Origin of the sequence: Kineosporia sp. NBRC 101677 (assembly GCF_030269265.1) — a bacterium.
Classification (GTDB): Bacteria; Actinomycetota; Actinomycetes; order Actinomycetales; family Kineosporiaceae; genus Kineosporia; species Kineosporia rhizophila.
In genome coordinates this window covers 1-15,872 of record NZ_BSTA01000010.1, presented here as the reverse complement: position 1 = coordinate 15,872, position 15,872 = coordinate 1, and the positions used below count along the sequence as shown (strand labels likewise).

General features: G+C 70.4%; 16 protein-coding genes. 12 read left to right on the top strand and 4 right to left on the bottom strand.

What is annotated here, in order from left to right:
• The first annotated feature begins 16 nt into the window (after positions 1 to 16).
• Together QSK18_RS26065 and QSK18_RS26060 are read left to right on the top strand one after the other, a co-directional pair.
• Positions 17 to 994, top strand: coding sequence for an FKBP-type peptidyl-prolyl cis-trans isomerase (locus QSK18_RS26065; protein WP_232813034.1), 978 nt, complete (start codon positions 17 to 19; stop codon positions 992 to 994).
• Positions 995 to 1,109: 115 nt separating this feature from the next.
• On the top strand, positions 1,110 to 1,490 hold the full coding sequence (locus QSK18_RS26060; protein WP_232813033.1) for an FKBP-type peptidyl-prolyl cis-trans isomerase: 381 nt from the start codon (positions 1,110 to 1,112) through the stop codon (positions 1,488 to 1,490).
• A gap of 333 nt (positions 1,491 to 1,823) precedes the next feature.
• Here QSK18_RS26060 and QSK18_RS26055 read toward each other — a convergent pair whose 3' ends face one another.
• Positions 1,824 to 2,999 (bottom strand): DUF3866 family protein, encoded by a 1,176-nt coding sequence (locus QSK18_RS26055; protein WP_232813032.1) that lies wholly within the window; start codon positions 2,997 to 2,999, stop codon positions 1,824 to 1,826.
• A gap of 71 nt (positions 3,000 to 3,070) precedes the next feature.
• Here QSK18_RS26055 and QSK18_RS26050 point away from each other — a divergent pair, with 71 nt between their 5' ends.
• The 7 genes from QSK18_RS26050 to QSK18_RS26020 all read left to right on the top strand — a co-directional run bounded on the left by QSK18_RS26050 (position 3,071) and on the right by QSK18_RS26020 (position 10,415).
• Complete coding sequence (locus tag QSK18_RS26050) at positions 3,071 to 4,078, top strand: helix-turn-helix transcriptional regulator (RefSeq protein WP_232813031.1); 1,008 nt, start codon at positions 3,071 to 3,073, stop codon at positions 4,076 to 4,078.
• A complete protein-coding gene (locus QSK18_RS26045; protein ID WP_232813030.1) occupies positions 4,075 to 5,073 on the top strand; it encodes a helix-turn-helix transcriptional regulator in 999 nt (332 codons plus the stop codon). The genes QSK18_RS26050 and QSK18_RS26045 overlap by 4 nt, the downstream gene beginning before the upstream one ends.
• 376 nt (positions 5,074 to 5,449) lie before the next feature.
• The gene (locus QSK18_RS26040) at positions 5,450 to 5,731 is read left to right on the top strand and encodes a hypothetical protein (protein WP_232813029.1); all 282 of its coding nucleotides are present in this window, start codon (positions 5,450 to 5,452) and stop codon (positions 5,729 to 5,731) included.
• A gap of 90 nt (positions 5,732 to 5,821) precedes the next feature.
• On the top strand, positions 5,822 to 6,109 hold the full coding sequence (locus QSK18_RS26035; protein ID WP_232813028.1) for a hypothetical protein: 288 nt from the start codon (positions 5,822 to 5,824) through the stop codon (positions 6,107 to 6,109).
• A 104-nt stretch (positions 6,110 to 6,213) separates the two neighbouring features.
• On the top strand, positions 6,214 to 6,522 hold the full coding sequence (gene tatA, locus QSK18_RS26030) for a Sec-independent protein translocase subunit TatA (RefSeq protein WP_232813027.1): 309 nt from the start codon (positions 6,214 to 6,216) through the stop codon (positions 6,520 to 6,522).
• A gap of 48 nt (positions 6,523 to 6,570) precedes the next feature.
• Positions 6,571 to 7,467 carry a twin-arginine translocase subunit TatC gene (tatC, locus tag QSK18_RS26025; protein WP_232813026.1) on the top strand — a complete coding sequence of 299 codons (897 nt, stop codon included), beginning with the start codon at positions 6,571 to 6,573 and terminating at the stop codon, positions 7,465 to 7,467.
• Positions 7,468 to 7,622: 155 nt separating this feature from the next.
• Positions 7,623 to 10,415: a DEAD/DEAH box helicase gene (locus QSK18_RS26020; RefSeq protein ID WP_285624363.1), complete on the top strand. Its 2,793-nt coding sequence runs from the start codon at positions 7,623 to 7,625 to the stop codon at positions 10,413 to 10,415.
• Positions 10,416 to 10,433: 18 nt separating this feature from the next.
• Here the strand turns inward: QSK18_RS26020 and QSK18_RS26015 are convergent, their stop codons facing one another.
• Entirely contained in the window at positions 10,434 to 11,354 is a 921-nt protein-coding gene (locus tag QSK18_RS26015) for a 5'-3' exonuclease (protein ID WP_352396656.1), read from the bottom strand.
• Between the two features lie 191 nt (positions 11,355 to 11,545).
• On the opposite strand from QSK18_RS26015, the gene QSK18_RS26010 reads away from it, so the two are divergent.
• The gene (locus QSK18_RS26010; RefSeq protein WP_232813023.1) at positions 11,546 to 11,986 is read left to right on the top strand and encodes an Lrp/AsnC family transcriptional regulator; all 441 of its coding nucleotides are present in this window, start codon (positions 11,546 to 11,548) and stop codon (positions 11,984 to 11,986) included.
• Here QSK18_RS26010 and QSK18_RS26005 read toward each other — a convergent pair.
• Positions 11,959 to 13,341, bottom strand: coding sequence for a KamA family radical SAM protein (locus QSK18_RS26005; RefSeq protein ID WP_352396655.1), 1,383 nt, complete (start codon positions 13,339 to 13,341; stop codon positions 11,959 to 11,961). The two genes, QSK18_RS26010 and QSK18_RS26005, sit on opposite strands and share 28 nt — an antisense overlap.
• A 71-nt stretch (positions 13,342 to 13,412) precedes the next feature.
• On the opposite strand from QSK18_RS26005, the gene kdd reads away from it, so the two are divergent.
• Positions 13,413 to 14,546, top strand: a complete 1,134-nt coding sequence (kdd, locus tag QSK18_RS26000; protein WP_232813021.1) for an L-erythro-3,5-diaminohexanoate dehydrogenase — start codon at positions 13,413 to 13,415, stop codon at positions 14,544 to 14,546.
• Positions 14,547 to 14,600: 54 nt separating this feature from the next.
• Complete coding sequence (locus QSK18_RS25995) at positions 14,601 to 15,485, top strand: phytanoyl-CoA dioxygenase family protein (protein ID WP_408623833.1); 885 nt, start codon at positions 14,601 to 14,603, stop codon at positions 15,483 to 15,485.
• A gap of 201 nt (positions 15,486 to 15,686) precedes the next feature.
• On the opposite strand, the gene QSK18_RS25990 is transcribed toward QSK18_RS25995, so the two are convergent.
• A partial coding sequence (locus QSK18_RS25990) for a hypothetical protein (protein ID WP_285624345.1) occupies positions 15,687 to 15,872 on the bottom strand: 186 nt, incomplete at its 5' end.

Below are 15,872 nucleotides of genomic sequence, written 5' to 3'. Positions count from 1 at the left end.
ACGACGAAGGTCGAACGTGCTCTCACGCAAAGCCCTGTTGCGGGCCGGTGCGGTTCTCGTAGCCGCTGCGGCCGTGGTCTCCGGATGCTCCGACTCCTCCTCGGAGGGGGGCGGGAACAAGCCCGCCGACCAGACCTCCACCGACATCAACGCGATCGAGGTCACCGGCAAGTTCGGCGAGACCCCGAAGGTCGAGGTCCCGGCGCCGTTCTCGACGGACAAGACCACGCCCAAGGTGATCTCCCCGGGAGACGGTGAGAAGGTCGAGGCGGGGCAGCGGGTCACGGTCAACTACGTGGGCATCAACGGTGCCGACGGTGAGACCTTCGACAGTTCGTACGACAGCGGGCCGGCCGCCTTCACCCTGGAGGACGGCCAGCTGATCAAGGGCTTCGTCACCGGCCTGGTGGGCGCCAACATCGGCTCGCGGATGCTGATCACGATCCCGCCGGACGACGGCTACGGCACCTCCGGGGTCTCGTCCGCGGGCATCGGGCCGACCGACACCCTGGTCTTCGTGGTCGACATCGAGGGCGCCGCCGACGTGCTCAAGCGCGCCACCGGCGACCCGGTGAAGGTGACCAAGAAGGGCCTGCCCACGGTCAAGCTCGACAGCAAGACCGGCGAGCCGACGATCACGGTGCCCGACGGTGCCGCGCCGGACTCGCTGGTCGTGCAGCCGCTGATCAACGGCAAGGGCAAGAAGGTCGAGAAGGGCCAGACCATCTCGGTGCACTACACCGGCGTGATCTGGCCGGGCGGCAAGGCCTTCGACTCCTCCTGGAAGAACGGTGCCCCGGCGAGCTTCGCGATCGGTGCGGGCCGGGTCATCTCCGGGTGGGACAAGGGGCTGGTCGGCAAGCGGGTCGGCAGCCAGGTCATGCTGGTGGTCCCGCCGGACGAGGGCTACGGGGCCGAGGGCCAGCCCGACGCCGGCATCAAGGGCACCGACACGCTGGTCTTCGTCGTCGACATCCTCGACGCCACCGGCTGAGTGCGCGCCGCGAGGTGTCTGAGCCGCTCTTGAGCCTGGCCTGACACATCGCGCGCCGCCGATGTCCTAGCCTCGGCCCGGCCACCGGGCCGAGTGAAGCAACTAAGGAGAAACAATGAGTCTCGAGCGCCAGCGTCCGGAGATCGAGTTCCCCGAGGGCGAACCGCCGACCACGCTCACGATCACCGACGAGATCGTCGGCGAGGGCCAGGAGGCCACCGCGGGCAACACGGTCACGGCCCACTACGTGGGTGTGGCGTTCTCGTCGGGCGAGGAGTTCGACGCCTCCTGGAACCGCGGCGAGCCGCTGAAGTTCCGTCTCGGCGTCGGCCAGGTCATCGCCGGCTGGGACCAGGGCATCGCCGGCATGCGCGTGGGCGGCCGTCGTCGCCTGGTGATCCCGCCGGAGATGGCCTACGGCTCCCGCGGCGCCGGTGGCGCGATCGGCCCGAACGAGACCCTGATCTTCGTCGTGGACCTCGTCGACGCCCGCTGATCCCAGCTGCTCGAAGCGCCCCTCGCCGTCCGGCGAGGGGCGCTTCGCGTTCTGCTGCCCTAGCAGCTCGCCCCAGCAGCCCGCCCCCCGCCTCAGCCCGCGCTGGCTGAGCCCGCGCCGGCCCAGTCCCAGCCCGCGTTGGCCTGCTCCGATCCACGCCTGCCCGGCCAGGCCCACCCGCCTGCCTGCCTCAGCCCGCGCTGGCCCGTCCCACGCCTGCGTTGGCCTGCTCCGGTCCCGCCGGTCCGGCCTCACTCCTGCTTGCGATAACAGGCTGTCAGCCAAGAAGGAGCCCCACTGTTGCCCCAGGCCATGGGGCAACAGCAGAGCCGGTCAGCTGTTGAGCAGAACCCCTGCGTGCCGCCCGGCCGCGGCCGCAGCCAGGAACGCGGCCGGATCGGCGGCCAGATTGCGGCCCATCGTGGAAAGGCCCACGGGGCACTCGCGGAGTGCGTCCATCAGGCCGTCCACGCCAACGCGCACCTCGCGGTGCAGACCGGCGGGCGCGAAGAGGCCTGCCACCTGGCGGTCGATCAGGGGAGCGAGCTCGGCCAGGGGAGTAGGAGCGTTGTCCCCGACCGGCGCCGACTCGGGGTTGCCCCCGAGAACCGGGCCCACCCCGTCCTCAAAGCCACTGAAGTCGGGAACCACCACGTCCGCGCTCACCAGCGCCACCCGTCCGTAAGCAGTGAGCGAGTGGTGCGAGACGCCGCGGTGCCGCTCGCGGGCATCTGCGCCGGAGACCCGCAGCGTGGCCACCGGACGCCCTTTCAGTACCGCCGCAGCGTTGAGCACCTCGCCGGCCTGGACCCCGGAGAAACCCCATTTCGTGCCGGTGCCCAGGTTTCCCGGCCCCTGACTGACGATCGCCACGTCGACCTGAGCCACATGACGGGCGGCGAGGAGGCCGGTGTGCACGCTGACCGCTTCCAGGTCACCCCCGAAGGCCTGCCCCACCGTGATGCAGGTGTCCAGCCAGCCGGCGTGCCGCAGGCCGGCGATGGTGCGGGAGAACCAGGCCGGCAGTGCGCCGCCGTCAGTCATGACGTAGGCGACGCGGGCCGAGGGGGCCGCCTGGCGCAGCCCCGCCAGGATCGCCGGCAGGGAGCTGTGCAGGTCGGCGACCACCACCGGCATCCCCAGCAGGTCGTCGGCCTCGGCGAGCACCTCGTGGTGCGGCGACTCCTGCTCGTCGACGCCCAGCACCATCGCCTGCAGCGGCGTGTAACGCGCCTTGACCAGGTGCCCGGGGCCGCGCCGAGGATCAGGCGGAAGCTCGTCGAGGATCGCGGCGACCAGGGCGTAGCCCCCGGTGCCCAGACCTCGCTCCAGCGCCGTGGTGTTCAGCAGGACCCGCTGCCCCGGTACCGGCCGGCCGACCAGCGACGGGTAGACCAGCGCCCGGCAGGCCGTCCAGACGCCGGCCGAGTACACCTCGGCCTCGTACTCGACCGCTCCGTCCCATTCGCGTCGTTCGGACGTGACACGGCCCTCTCGCCACAGGATCACGCGCGTGACCTTACCTTCAAGTCCGGCCGTGGAGTCCTTGCCGGGAGCTGCGCTCGGGTAGCGTGGGTGCGGTGTCCTCGCGGCGTACCGAGCGGCTGCTCAATCTGGTGATCTGCCTCGCGGCCACCCGTCGGTGGCTGACCAAGGAGCAGATCCGGGCCGCCGTACCGCAGTACGCCGACTGCGACACCGCCGAGGCCTTCGACCGGATGTTCGAGCGCGACAAGGAAGACCTGCGCGACCTCGGCATCCCGGTGGTCACCGGCACCGACGAGCGCTGGTTCGACGACGAGCCGGGCTACCGGATCGACCGGGACGACTACGCCCTGCCGCCGATCGAGCTGGACGCGCAGGAACTGGCCGTGGTCGGCCTGGCCAGCCGGGTCTGGCAGCAGGCGAGCCTGGCCGGCCCGGCCGCCCGGGCGCTGACCAAGCTCACCGCGCTCGGCGTGGACACCGACGAGGACATGGCCGGCCTGGAGCCGCGGATCCGCACCGCCGAGCCGGCCTTCGGCCCGTTGTACGCGGCTACCCGCGACCGGCAGGCGGTCACCTTCACCTACCGCAAGCCGAACGGCGAGGCCGCGGTGCGCGAGGTGGAGCCCTGGTCGGTGGCCAGCCGCAACGGCCGCTGGTACCTGATCGGCCGGGACCGGGGGCGCGGGGCGTCGCGGGTGTTCCGGCTCTCACGGATCGAGAGCGACGTGAAGCGCCGCGGTCGGGCCGGCACCTACGAGATCCCCGAGGACCTGGACGCGCAGTCGATGATCGGCAAGCACGTGCCGCCCGCCGACGACCGCATCGCCACCGTGCTGCTGCGCGCCGGGCGCGGCGCCGGGGTTCGCCGGGCGTCGGTGGCCTCGATCCCGGCGGCGGACCGGCCCGGGTGGGACGAGCTGCAGATCCGGATCGGCGACGCGGGCATGCTGGCGCAGTCGCTGGCCGGGCTGGGGCCCGATGCGGTGGCGGTGCAGCCGGCCGATCTGCGTGCCGAGGTGGTCCGCCTGCTGCGGGGGGCGGCCGCGGCCCAGGCCGGGGCACGCACCGACCTGACGGCGGGGCAGGTGAGAGTGGGATGAGCGCGGTTGCTGCCACCGCGCGCTTGTCGCGTCTGCTCACCATGGTCCCCTGGCTGCTGAACCGGCCCGGGGTCGAGCTGGGCGAGGCCGCCCGGCACTTCAAGATCACCGAGCCGCAGCTGGTGCGCGACCTCGAGCTGCTGTTCGTCTGCGGTACGCCCGGGCACATGCCCGACGACCTGATCTCGGCCGAGTGGGACAGCGGGCGGATCTACCTGAGCAACGCCGACGCGATCGCCCGGCCGTTACGGCTGGACCCGGACGAGGCGATCGCGCTGATCGCCGGGCTGCGCACGCTGGCCGACCTGGGCGACGTGAACGACCCGGGCGACCGGCGGGCGGTCGACTCGGCGCTGGTCAAGCTGTCGGCCGCGGCGCAGGACGCGGTCTCCGCCGCGAACCGGCTGGACATCGACCTGACCTCGGGCGGCAGCGCCTCGGAGGAGAACCTGCGCACCGCCCGCGAGGCGCTGCGCCTGCGCCGCCGGCTGCGGCTGCGTTACCTGGTGCCCACCCGCGACGAGATCACCGAGCGGGACGTGGACCCGATGCAGGTCACCAGCGTGGACGGTCGCTGGTACCTGGAGGCCTGGTGCCACCGGGCCGAGGGGGTGCGGCTTTTCCGCTTCGACCGGGTGGCCGGGCTGCGCCTGCTCGAACAGGACGGCACCCCTCCGCCCGAGGCGGTGTCCCGGGCCGGCGACGAGCAGCTCTTCACCCCCTCGCCGGACGACCTGGTGGTCACGCTGGAGGTCGAGCCCCGGGGCCGCTGGGTGGCCGAGTACTACCCGGTGGAAGAGACCGAGGAGCTGCCCGGCGGGCGGCTGCGGGTGGTGCTGCGGGTGGCGGCGCCGGACTGGATCCCGCGGCTGGTGCTGCGGCTGGGCGGGGCGGGGCGGATCGTCTCGCCGCCCGGGCTGGCCAACGAGGTGCTGGCCTCCGCCTCGGCGGCGCTGGCGGCCTACGACGAGGACGCGCCCGGCTCACCCAAGTAGTTACTTTGCGTGATCAAGATTGAGCCGTCCGAGGGGCCGCCGACGGGCTGGCACCGGATACCGCGAGGTGCGGCCGGGAGCCGATAGATGGCCTTTCGTGCAGATCAGGGCCGGGGCGGGGCGCTGGGCCGACCGGGTGGTGGCGATCCGCGCCGGAACGACACGCGCAGCACGAGAGATGCGCCCCGCGTCACCGAGGCGGCCTAGGCATTACTGTCGGCTGTTAAGGAGTTGCGGGCCGTGGCCGAAGAACCCCTCGACGATGAATGGCGGCTCTGCTGGAGGTGGATCGCAAATGACGACGATCAAGGCGTCGTGCCCGAGCTGCGGTGATGTTGAGTTGACCCCGCATCAGGTGCGTCTCGTCGTCTGCTCCGTGAAGAGCTGGTCCTACTACGCCTTCATCTGCACCACGTGCCACGAGGAGGTGCGCAAGCCGGCCGGCAGGGACGTGGTCGCCCTGCTCATCTCCGGTGGGGTGGTCGCAGAGCCGTGGAACGTGCCGGCCGAGGTGCTCGAGGAGCACGAGGGGCCGACACTGAACTACGACGACGTGTTGGACTTCGCTCTCTGGCTGGAGCAGGCGGATCTCCTGGCGGCGGCGGCCGCCGCCCAGGGGCCACGCCCGCGGGCCCAGGCGCCGGAGACGGCGGCCTGAGGCAGCAGTTCTGGTCCGCGACCGGGTCCCCCTGTACGACGGGTGGCCCGGTTTCGGCTTTTGCCCCACCCGAACCAGTAGGCTGACCGGGTGTCGGTGTGGTGGTGGGTCCTGGTCTGGGTCGTTCTCGTGCTGGCCGCCGCCGGTGTGCTCGCAGTGCTCGGCCTCGGCCTGTGGCGCAAGGCGATGGCGCTGCTGGGCGAACTGTCCACCGCGTCCGACCGGTTCGCCGAGATCAGCACGAAACTCGACCAGGTCGCCGAGGCGGGCCAGTCGCGGGACCGGGAACCGGCGGTGTTCACCGATCCGTTGGAGCTGAGGCAGGAACGCTTCCTGGCGCGACGGGCGAACTCCGGCCGACGCGGCGGGAAACGGTAGCCTGCCTGGCAAACGGGGGTCTGCCGGGCAGGGCGGCTACCGCGTACGATGACACCGACCGTTGGGCAAAATGTGCGCTGCGGGTTCAGTGGAAGGAACAGCTCATGGGCTTTCTGAAAGAGCCTTCGCACATCATCATCATGATCCTCGTGCTGGTGATCCTGTTCGGCAGCCGCCGTCTCCCCGACGCCGCGCGCGGCATCGGTCGTTCCATGCGGATCTTCAAGTCCGAGATCAAGCAGATGAAGGACGACGACAACGACGACGAGGCCGCGCGCCGTAAGGCCCAGGCCGACGAGCTGCGCCGCCAGGCCGACGCCCTGCAGGCCGGCGAGACGCCGATGGAGGGCCGCGTGATGTCGCCCCAGCAGCAGCGCGAGGAGCCCGGCTACCAGGCCCGGCACGACGCCTGAGCTGCGCCGTACCGTCCGATCCCTGCTGTTGAGAGGAACTGACCGCCGGTGGCGGTGACCAAGCCGTCCAAGCCGAGTCGGCGTCCGAAGAACCCCGAGGGCCGGATGTCCCTGCGGGAGCACCTGGCCGAGCTGCGCCGCCGGGTCACCATCGCCGTGGTCGCGATGGTGCTCGGTGCTGTCGCCGGGTGGTTCCTGTACGAGCCGGTGATGGACAACCTCATCATCGGCCCGCTGAAAGAGGCCTCCGAGCACGGTCAGGACGTCACGCTGACCTACCGGGCGATCGCCGACGCCTTCAACATCAAGGTCAAGGTCGCGGTCTACATCGGGCTGGTGATCTCCAGCCCGGTCTGGCTCTACGAGCTCTGGGCGTTCATCACCCCGGGCCTGACCAAGAAGGAACGCCGCACCTCGCTGTGGTTCGTCGCGTTCGCGGTCCCGCTGTTCCTGTCCGGGGTCTGGGTCGCCATCCTGGTGCTGCCCAAGGCGGTGGCCTTCGGTGCCGAGTTCGCGCTGGAGGGCTCGCTCAACCAGCCCGACGCGGGCACCGTGATCACCTTCGCTGGGCGTCTCATCCTCGCCCTCGGCGTGGCCTTCCTGCTGCCGCTGTTCCTGGTCGGGCTGAACCTGATGGGCATCGTCAGCGGCCGGGTGATGGGCAAGCACTGGCGGATCGCGGTGTTCTTCGCCTTCCTGTTCGCGGCGATCGTCTCGCCCTCGCCGGACGCGGTGCAGATGATCATCATGGCGCTGCCGCTGGTCGGCCTGTACGTGGCGTCGGTGTTCGTCAGCCTGTTCTTCGACCGTCGCCGGGCGAAACGGCGTGCCGACGACCCGGTGTTCGGCCTGGGCGACGACGAGGCCAGCCCGCTGGGCGGCAACAGTGGTGCGGACGAGGGCAGCTCGCCGATCGACGCGCCGGAACCGCTCGACCGCAGTTAGGTCGTGTCTTGTAAGTCCATGCCTGCTGCCGGGCACCTCCTCGCTACGGCAGCGACTTACGAACGCGCCCTGGCCGAGCACAGATTGCGGCCGGGAGCGGGGCCGGGTGCCATACCGGTTCTCGCTCCCGAGCACCGGCGGGTAGCGTAAGCGGGGTGACGTCGCCTGCCGAACGATTTGCCGCGTCTCGCAAGCGCAACGAGGAGGCGAAAACCCCGCTCAACCGCTTCCGGGCCCGGTACCCGTTCGACCTTGACCCGTTCCAGATCGACGCCTGCGAGGCCCTGGCCGACGGGCGGGGGGTGCTGGTGGCCGCCCCCACGGGTTCGGGCAAGACCGTGGTCGGCGAGTTCGCCGTCTTCTTGGCGCTGGACGCCGGGCGCAAGGCGTTCTACACCACGCCGATCAAGGCCCTGAGCAACCAGAAGTACGCCGACCTGGCCCGGATGCACGGCGCCGAGAACGTCGGCCTGCTCACCGGGGACACCGCGATCAACGCCGACGCCCCGGTGGTGGTGATGACCACCGAGGTGCTGCGCAACATGCTCTACGCCGACTCCGACGCCCTCGACGGCCTGGCCTACGTGGTGATGGACGAGGTCCACTACCTGGCCGACCGGTTCCGCGGCGCGGTCTGGGAAGAGGTGATCATCCACCTGCCCGACGACGTGCTGCTGGTCAGCCTGTCGGCCACGGTGAGCAACGCCGAGGAGTTCGGCGCCTGGCTGGACACCGTGCGCGGCAACACCGAGGTGGTGGTCTCGGAGGACCGCCCGGTGCCGCTGTGGCAGCACATCATGGCCAACCGGCAGCTGTACGACCTCTTCGCCGAGGGGCAGTCGGACGACGGCCTGAACCCGGAGCTGCTGCAGATCACCCGCGACGCCAACCGGCGCGAACGGCAGTTCCAGGGAGCCGGCGGCCGGCGCGGGGGCAGCACCACGGCCCGGGGGTCCAAGAGCCGGGGCACGTTCGCCCGGGGCGGTCGGCGGCCCAACGCCACCCCCAGCCGGATCGAGGTGATCAACGCCCTCGACAACGCCGGGCTGCTGCCGGCCATCACCTTCATCTTCAGCCGGGCCGGCTGCGACGCCGCGGTGCAGCAGTGCCTGTACTCCGGCATCCGCCTGACCTCGCCGGAGGAGCGCACCGAGATCCGGCACGTGGTCGAGTCGCGCACCGCCGACATCCCGGACGAGGACCTGGCCGTGCTCGGCTACTGGGAATGGGCCGAGGCGCTCAGCCGCGGGGTTGCCGCCCACCACGCCGGCCTGCTCCCGGCCTTCAAGGAGGTCGTGGAGGAACTGTTCACCCGCGGCCTGGTCAAGGCCGTCTTCGCCACCGAGACGCTGGCCCTGGGCATCAACATGCCGGCCCGCAGCGTAGTGCTGGAGAAGCTGGTCAAGTGGAACGGCGAGACCCACGCCGACATCACGCCGGGGGAGTACACCCAGCTCACCGGGCGGGCCGGGCGGCGCGGCATCGACGTCGAGGGCCACGCGGTGGTGCTCTGGCAGCCCGGGCTCGACCCGGAGGTGGTCGGCGGTCTGGCCTCCACCCGGACGTTCCCGCTGCGCTCCAGCTTCCGGCCCACCTACAACATGGCGGTGAACCTGGTCAGCCAGGTCGGCCGCTCGCGGGCCCGGGAGATCCTGGAGACGTCGTTCGCCCAGTTCCAGGCCGACCGTGCGGTGGTCGGGCTGGCCAAGCAGGCGCGCAAGCAGGAAGAGGCGCTCGAGGGTTACGCCGGGGCGATGGAGTGCCACCTGGGCGACTTCAGGGAGTACGCCAACCTGCGGCGCAAGATCGGCGAACGGGAGACCCAGCTGTCCCGCAACGCCTCCCGGGACCAGCGCGCCGACGTCATCGGTTCTCTGGAGCGGCTGCGCAAGGGCGACGTGATCCGGGTGCCGGGCGGGCGTAAGCCCGGCTGGGCGGTCGTGCTCGACCCCGGTGTCGCCGGAGGGAACAGCCTGGAGGGCCCTCGTCCGTCGATCCTGACCATCGAGCGCCAGGTGCGCCGGCTGTCGCTGATGGACGTGCCCGTCCCGGTCGAGGCCACCACCCGGATCACCGTGCCGAAGAACTTCAACGGCCGCGACGCCGCCAACCGCCGCGACCTGGCCTCCTCGGTGCGTAATGCGCTGGGGGCGATGAGGCACGACGACGACGTGGTCAGCCGGCAGCGCCCGAAGAAGGCCAAGGCGGACAACGACGACGAGGAGCTGAACCGGCTGCGCCGCCAGTTGCGCACCCACCCCTGCCACGGCTGCGCCGACCGGGAGGACCACGCCCGCTGGGCCGAGCGGTACTTCCGGCTCAAGCGCGAGACGGATGCGCTGGTCCGCCGGATCGAGGGCCGCACGAACACCATCGCGCGGGTCTTCGACCGGGTCTGCGACCTGCTCAGCGAGCGCGGTTACCTGGCCGGTGACAAGGTCACCCCGGCCGGTGAGCAACTGCGCCGGATCTACTCCGAGTCGGACCTGCTGGTCTCGGAGTGCCTGCGCAAGGGCGTCTGGAAGGACCTGGACGTGCCCGGTCTCACCGCCGTGGTCAGCGCCGTGGTCTACGAGTCCCGGCGCGACGAGCAGGGTCTCACCCCGCGGATCCCGAAGGGCGCTCCGGCGGTGGCGCTCGACACGATGACCCGGATCTGGTCCAACCTGGACGACGAGGAGCGCGCCCACAAGCTGGACGTCACTCCCGAGCCGAACGCGGGCATCACCTGGGCGGTCCACCGCTGGGCGAGCGGGCAGCCGCTGCAGGCCGTCCTGCGCGACGCCGACCTGGCCGCCGGTGACTTCGTGCGCTGGTGCAAGCAGGTGATCGACCTGCTCGGCCAGATCGCCCAGGCCAGCGACGACCCGGCCCTGGTCAGGACGGCCCGGGCGGCGGTCGAGGCGGTCAGCCGCGGCGTCGTCGCGGCCGGCCCGCCCCGCACCTGAGCCCACACCTGAGAGGGTTCAGGCGGTGGCCTTGGTCATCGCCTGAACCACCCGGCTGACACTGCTCTCCACGCCCCACTTCTCGGCGAAGGCCACCAGGGCCTGGTGATCGGGCGGCGTGGAGGGCAGCTCGTCGTCGAGGTCGGGGATGGGCGCGTCGGGGGCCACGGTGACCACGGCCGGCGCGGCCTCCAGGTAGTCCGAGGCCTCGACGAGCTTCTTGCGCTGCCCGGGGGAGAGGTCGGAGGCGGGGTCGGCGGCGGCTGCGCGCAGGGCGCTCAGCGAACCGAACCGTTTGAGCAGGCCCGAGGCCGTCTTCTCGCCGATGCCCGCCACTCCCGGCAGGCCGTCGCTCGGGTCTCCCCGCAGGGTGGCCATCTCGGCGTACATCGGCCCACTGGTGACCCCGTACTTGGCCGAAAGCCACGCCTCGTCAACCATTTCCAGCTTCCGTACCCCGCGACCCACGTACAGCACGCGAACCCGCGCCGCATCGTCCGCAAGCTGGAAGAGGTCCCGGTCGCCGGTGACCACGTCCACCTCACCGCGCCCGGCGGAGACCTGGCGGGCGGTGAGGGTGCCGATCACGTCGTCGGCCTCGTAGCCGTCGGCGCCGACCCGGCAGATGCCCAGCAGTTCGAGCGCCTCGACGATCAGCGGGACCTGCGGCACCAGCAGGTCGGGGACCTCCTCGGTGTTGGTGCGCGGGTTGGCCACCCGGTGCGCCTTGTAGGAGGGGATCGCGGCGACCCGGAAGGCCGGCCGCCAGTCGTTGTCCCAGCAGGCCACCACGCGCTGCGGCCCGCGCAGGGTGACCAGGTAGGCCACCGAGTCGAGGAATCCGCGGACCGCGTTGACCACGGTGCCGTCGGGGGCGGTGAAGGAGTCGGGCACACCGTGGAAGGAACGGAAGTAGAGCGACGCGGCGTCGAGCAGCATCAGCTCGGGGCGAGGATCCGGGAATGCTGGCACGAGGGTGATCCTGCCATCCCTCCCGTGGTTACGAGAATGCTATGGACGATCGCTGTGAGCCACCTTCTGCGGTCCGCGGGAGTGACGCTGAGCGATGTGTCGATACCCGCACACAAACCCTGTGCCACCAGTCAGTTCGTGCCGGTAGCCTTCGCCGGATGGAGGAGATCGACCGACAGATTCTCCGGCTCCTGTCCCAGGACGGCCGGATGAGTTTCACCGACCTGGGGCGTGCCACCGGACTGTCCACGTCCGCGGTGCACCAGCGGGTACGGCGGCTGGAGCAGCGCGGCATCATCCGGGGTTACACGGCGGTGGTCCAGTCCGAGGCGGTCGATCTCCCGCTCACCGCGTTCGTGTCGGTCACCCCGCTGGACCACTCGGCCCCCGACGACGTGCCCGAGCGGCTGGTCCCGATCAGCGAGATCGAGGCCTGCTACTCGGTCGCCGGCGACGAGAACTACCTGCTCAAGGTGCGGGTGGCCACGCCCGCCGCGCTGGAGGCACTGCTCGCCCGGATCCGCGCGGTGGCCGGGGTACGCACCCGCACCACGATCGTGCTGTCCACTCCCTACGAGGCGCGCCCACTGTCGATCTGAGCGGCCCACCACTGCTGCCCCGACTCCGGCAACGTGTCGATGGGGTCGTAGTAGGGGTGCTCGCGGGTGATGGCCTCCTCGTCGGCGGCCTCGATCGACGTGCGGTAGTTCTTGGTCCAGGTGGAGATGCCGTGCACCTGGTCGTAGGTGTGCGCCTGGTGCACCCAGCGCTTACCCACCAGGGGTACGTCGCAGACGATGCGCGGGGTGGCGAATCCCGGTAGGTAGCCCATGATCGCGTGCTGCAGTTCCTGGGCCTGCGACAGGGAGACCCGCCAGTGCTCCGAGGCCGGGATCATGTCGCACATGTAGAAGTAGTACGGCGTGATCATGGCTTCGTCGAGCAGCGCGAAGCTGAGATCCAGCAGCGCTTCGGGGGAGTCGTTCACGCCCCGCATCAGAACCCCTTGATTACGGACGTCGCGCACGCCGGCTTCCAGCAGAGCGCGGGCCGCCTGGGCGACCAGCGGCGTCACGGAGTTCACCGTGTTCACGTGGGTATGCACGGCCAGGCTCACCCCCTGCCGACGCGCCTGACGGGCGACCCGCTCGACGCCCTCGAGGACGTCCTTCTGCAACCAGTGCTGAGGTAGGCCCATGAGGGCCTTGGTGGCCAGACGGACGTCTTTGATCGAGTCGATCTCCAGAAGCCGGGTCAGGAACGACTCCAGTTGTTTCCAAGGGACGTTTGCGACGTCGCCTCCGGAGACGACCACGTCGCGTACCCCAGGATTGCTTCGTAGGTAGGCAAGCATCGCGTCGTAGCGATCGGCGGGCTTGCCTGCCAGCCGCAGTTTGGTGACGGTGGGGGTCGAGGTGCCCACCAGGTCCATCCGTGTGCAGTGCCCGCAGTACTGGGGGCAGGTGGGAACGAGTTCCGCCAGCACCTTGGTGGGGTAGCGGTGGGTCAGGCCCTCGGCCACCCACATGTCGTGCTCGTGCAGCGAATCCCGGCTCGCCATCGGGTGACTCGGCCACACAGGGTGGCGGTCGGAGGCCATGGGCAGCATGTAGCGCCGTACCGGGTCAGTCAGAATTTTGGACGTCGGCCAGCTCGCCTCATGGGGGAGGAAGGTGTTCAGCATCTGCGGCGGCAGCAGCATCGACATCGTGGCGAACCGCTGCTGGTCCTGCGCCACGTCGTCGTAGAACTCCGGCGGCGCCATCGATCCGAGCACCTCGTGCAGCTGCTTCAGCGACTTCACGCAGTGCGCCCGCTGCCACTGGGCGCTCGACCACTCCTCAGGGGTGACGTTGCGCCACCCTGGAAAGCGGGTCCAGTCCGGCTCGACCAGCTCTCGCCGCTCGTACCGGTACGGCTGAGCCGTCCGGGCGATCGGAATTTCTGCCGCCATGAGTTCCGTCACCGCTAGATCGTAAGAGAAAATTTGCTGGATCAGGAGAGTTTGACAGGAGGATTTTCAGCATGGGACATGAGCTGGGTCTGCATCGGGTGCTCGAGCCGGAGGGTGTGCTGCCGCAGGCCGCGTGGCGTCTGGACGCCACGTCGCCGGTGGCGGAGGACGAGGTGCTGCTGGCCGTGGAGCGGCTGAACCTCGACGCTGCGAGCTATCACCAGCTGTTCCAGGAGCACGACGGCGACGGGGCCGCGATCCGCGAGGCGGTGCGCTCGATCGTCGAGGAACGGGGGAAGATGCACAACCCGGTCACCGGGTCCGGGGGGATGCTGATCGGGACGGTGCTCGAGGTCGGGCCGACGTCACCGCTGGGGCTGAAGCAGGGGCAGCAGGTGGCCACCCTGGTCTCGCTGACCGCCACACCGCTGGCACTGAGCGACCTTTCGGCCTGGGACGGGCTCTCCGAACAGGTGCCCTGCTCCGGGCAGGCTGTGCTCTTCGGCCGCTCGATCGCCGCGGTCCTGCCCGACGACCTGCCCTCGGAGCAGGCGCTGGCGGTGTTCGACGTGTGCGGCGCCCCGTCGCTCACCGCGCGCGTGGTCGGCGAGGTGGCGGTGAAGGGCATGACGATCGGCTACCCGGAGCGGGTGCTGCCCGACAACGACGACCTGACCGTCGTCTCCAGCCGCAAGCCGGTCCGCAGCCCCCGGCCCGGCTCGGTGGTGTGCGTGATCGGGGCGGCCGGCAAGAGCGGGTCGTTGTCACTGGCCGCCGCCCGCTCGGCCGGTGCCACGCACCGGATCGGGGTGGTGCGCTCGCCGGAAGAACGGCAGGCCCTGCTCGCCGCCTCCCGCCTCGACCCGCAGCCGCTGGCCACCACCGTGGTCGTCGCCGATGCCCGCAACCCCGTGCTGCTGGCCGAGAAGGTCCGGGCCGCAGGGGGTCCCGCCGACGTCACGGTGCTCTGCGTCGACGTGCCCGGGTGCGAGCACGGCGCCGTCCTGGCCACCGCCGAGCGGGGCACTGTCATCTTCTTCTCCATGGCCACCTCGTTCAGCGCCGCGGCGCTGGGGGCGGAGGCGCTCGCCGCCGACGTGACCATGCTGGTGGGCAACGGGTATTCGGTGGGGCACGCCGAACTGGCCCTGCGCGAGTTCCGGGGGTCGGCGGGGGTGCAGGCGCTGTTCGCCGCCCGGATCTGACCGTTGGGAGCGCTTGCCCTTGCCCCGGGGCAGATGGCGGTTTCCTATAAGGAGATGACTGTGCACAAGGATGTGAACAAGAGTCTGTCCAGCCTGCGGCCCACCACGATTCCGGTACCGGAGGGCGCCGACAGCGAGACCACGGCGATCGTGGAGGCGCTCTACGGCGACGGGATCGTGGCGAAACAAGGTGCGTTCTCGCGGGAGTGGGCGCAACAGATGCGCGAGGACATCGACATCGCCTTCAAGGAGGCTCTGGCGCGGCCCGGTGGTGCCGTGGGTCGCGGCCCGAAGCGGTACTACGTCGAGATCCACCCCGAGCAGATGCGGGGCTTCGTCGACCTGGTCGACCACCCCTGGGTACGGCAGGTCTGCCGGGCGGTGCTCGGTCCGCGGTACGAGGTGATCGAGCTGGGGTTCGACGTCCCGCTGGCCGGCGCGATGGACCAGCCGTGGCACCGGGACTTCCCGATGCCCGACGAGACCCGGCGGGGCGGACGGCTCACGTCGCTGGCCTTCAACCTGACCGCGGTGGACACCGACGAGGACATGGGCCCGTTCGAGATCGCGCCGGGCACCCAGTGGGACTGGGCGGAGAACTTCAAGCACGGCATGTTTCCCGACCGGTCGGACTGGGACCGCTACGCGGAGCGGGCCGTGCGCAAGTACCCGCGGATGGGCGACATCTCGGCGCGCTCGGCCCTGACCGTCCACCGCGGTACCAAGAACTCCTCGTCCAAGGCCCGGCCGGTGCTGGTGCTGGGGGTGGACGCGCCGGGGGCCGGCAATGCCGAGCGGCACGACATGGCGGTGACCCGGCCCTACTGGGAGGCGCTGCCGCAGAGGGTTCGTGACCACCTGGTCTGCCCGGTGGTGGACCAGCTCGAGCCGATCAGCCAGAAGCACACGATCGAGGGGTTGGTGATGGGGGAGGCCTGAGGTCCCGGCCTACCGGGCGGGTGCGGCGGTCGTTGCCTGATTGTGACCGGCGTCGCACCCGTCCGGTCTGGACTCCCACACCGGAGCCGGTAATGTTTTCCGAGGCCCTCCGCCAGTCACTTCGGTGGCCGGTGGACCTGGACAGCAACGGACGCGTGAGCGGCCGGTGTCGAGGTAGGTGGCCTTCATCTTCGGAAATGGTCAAGAACGCATTTCTCTGCCCTTCGCCGGGCGTAGGGGTGAGCTCTGACTATTGCCGCTGATGAATGTTTTACCGCTGGTCAGGAACGCGAAACGCGGATTTGACCGGCTGAACGAAGAAGGGCTAATGTTCTTCTCGTCGCCCCGAGCGAAAGCCGAAAGGCCGGAGAACGGGAGCGTCCGCTC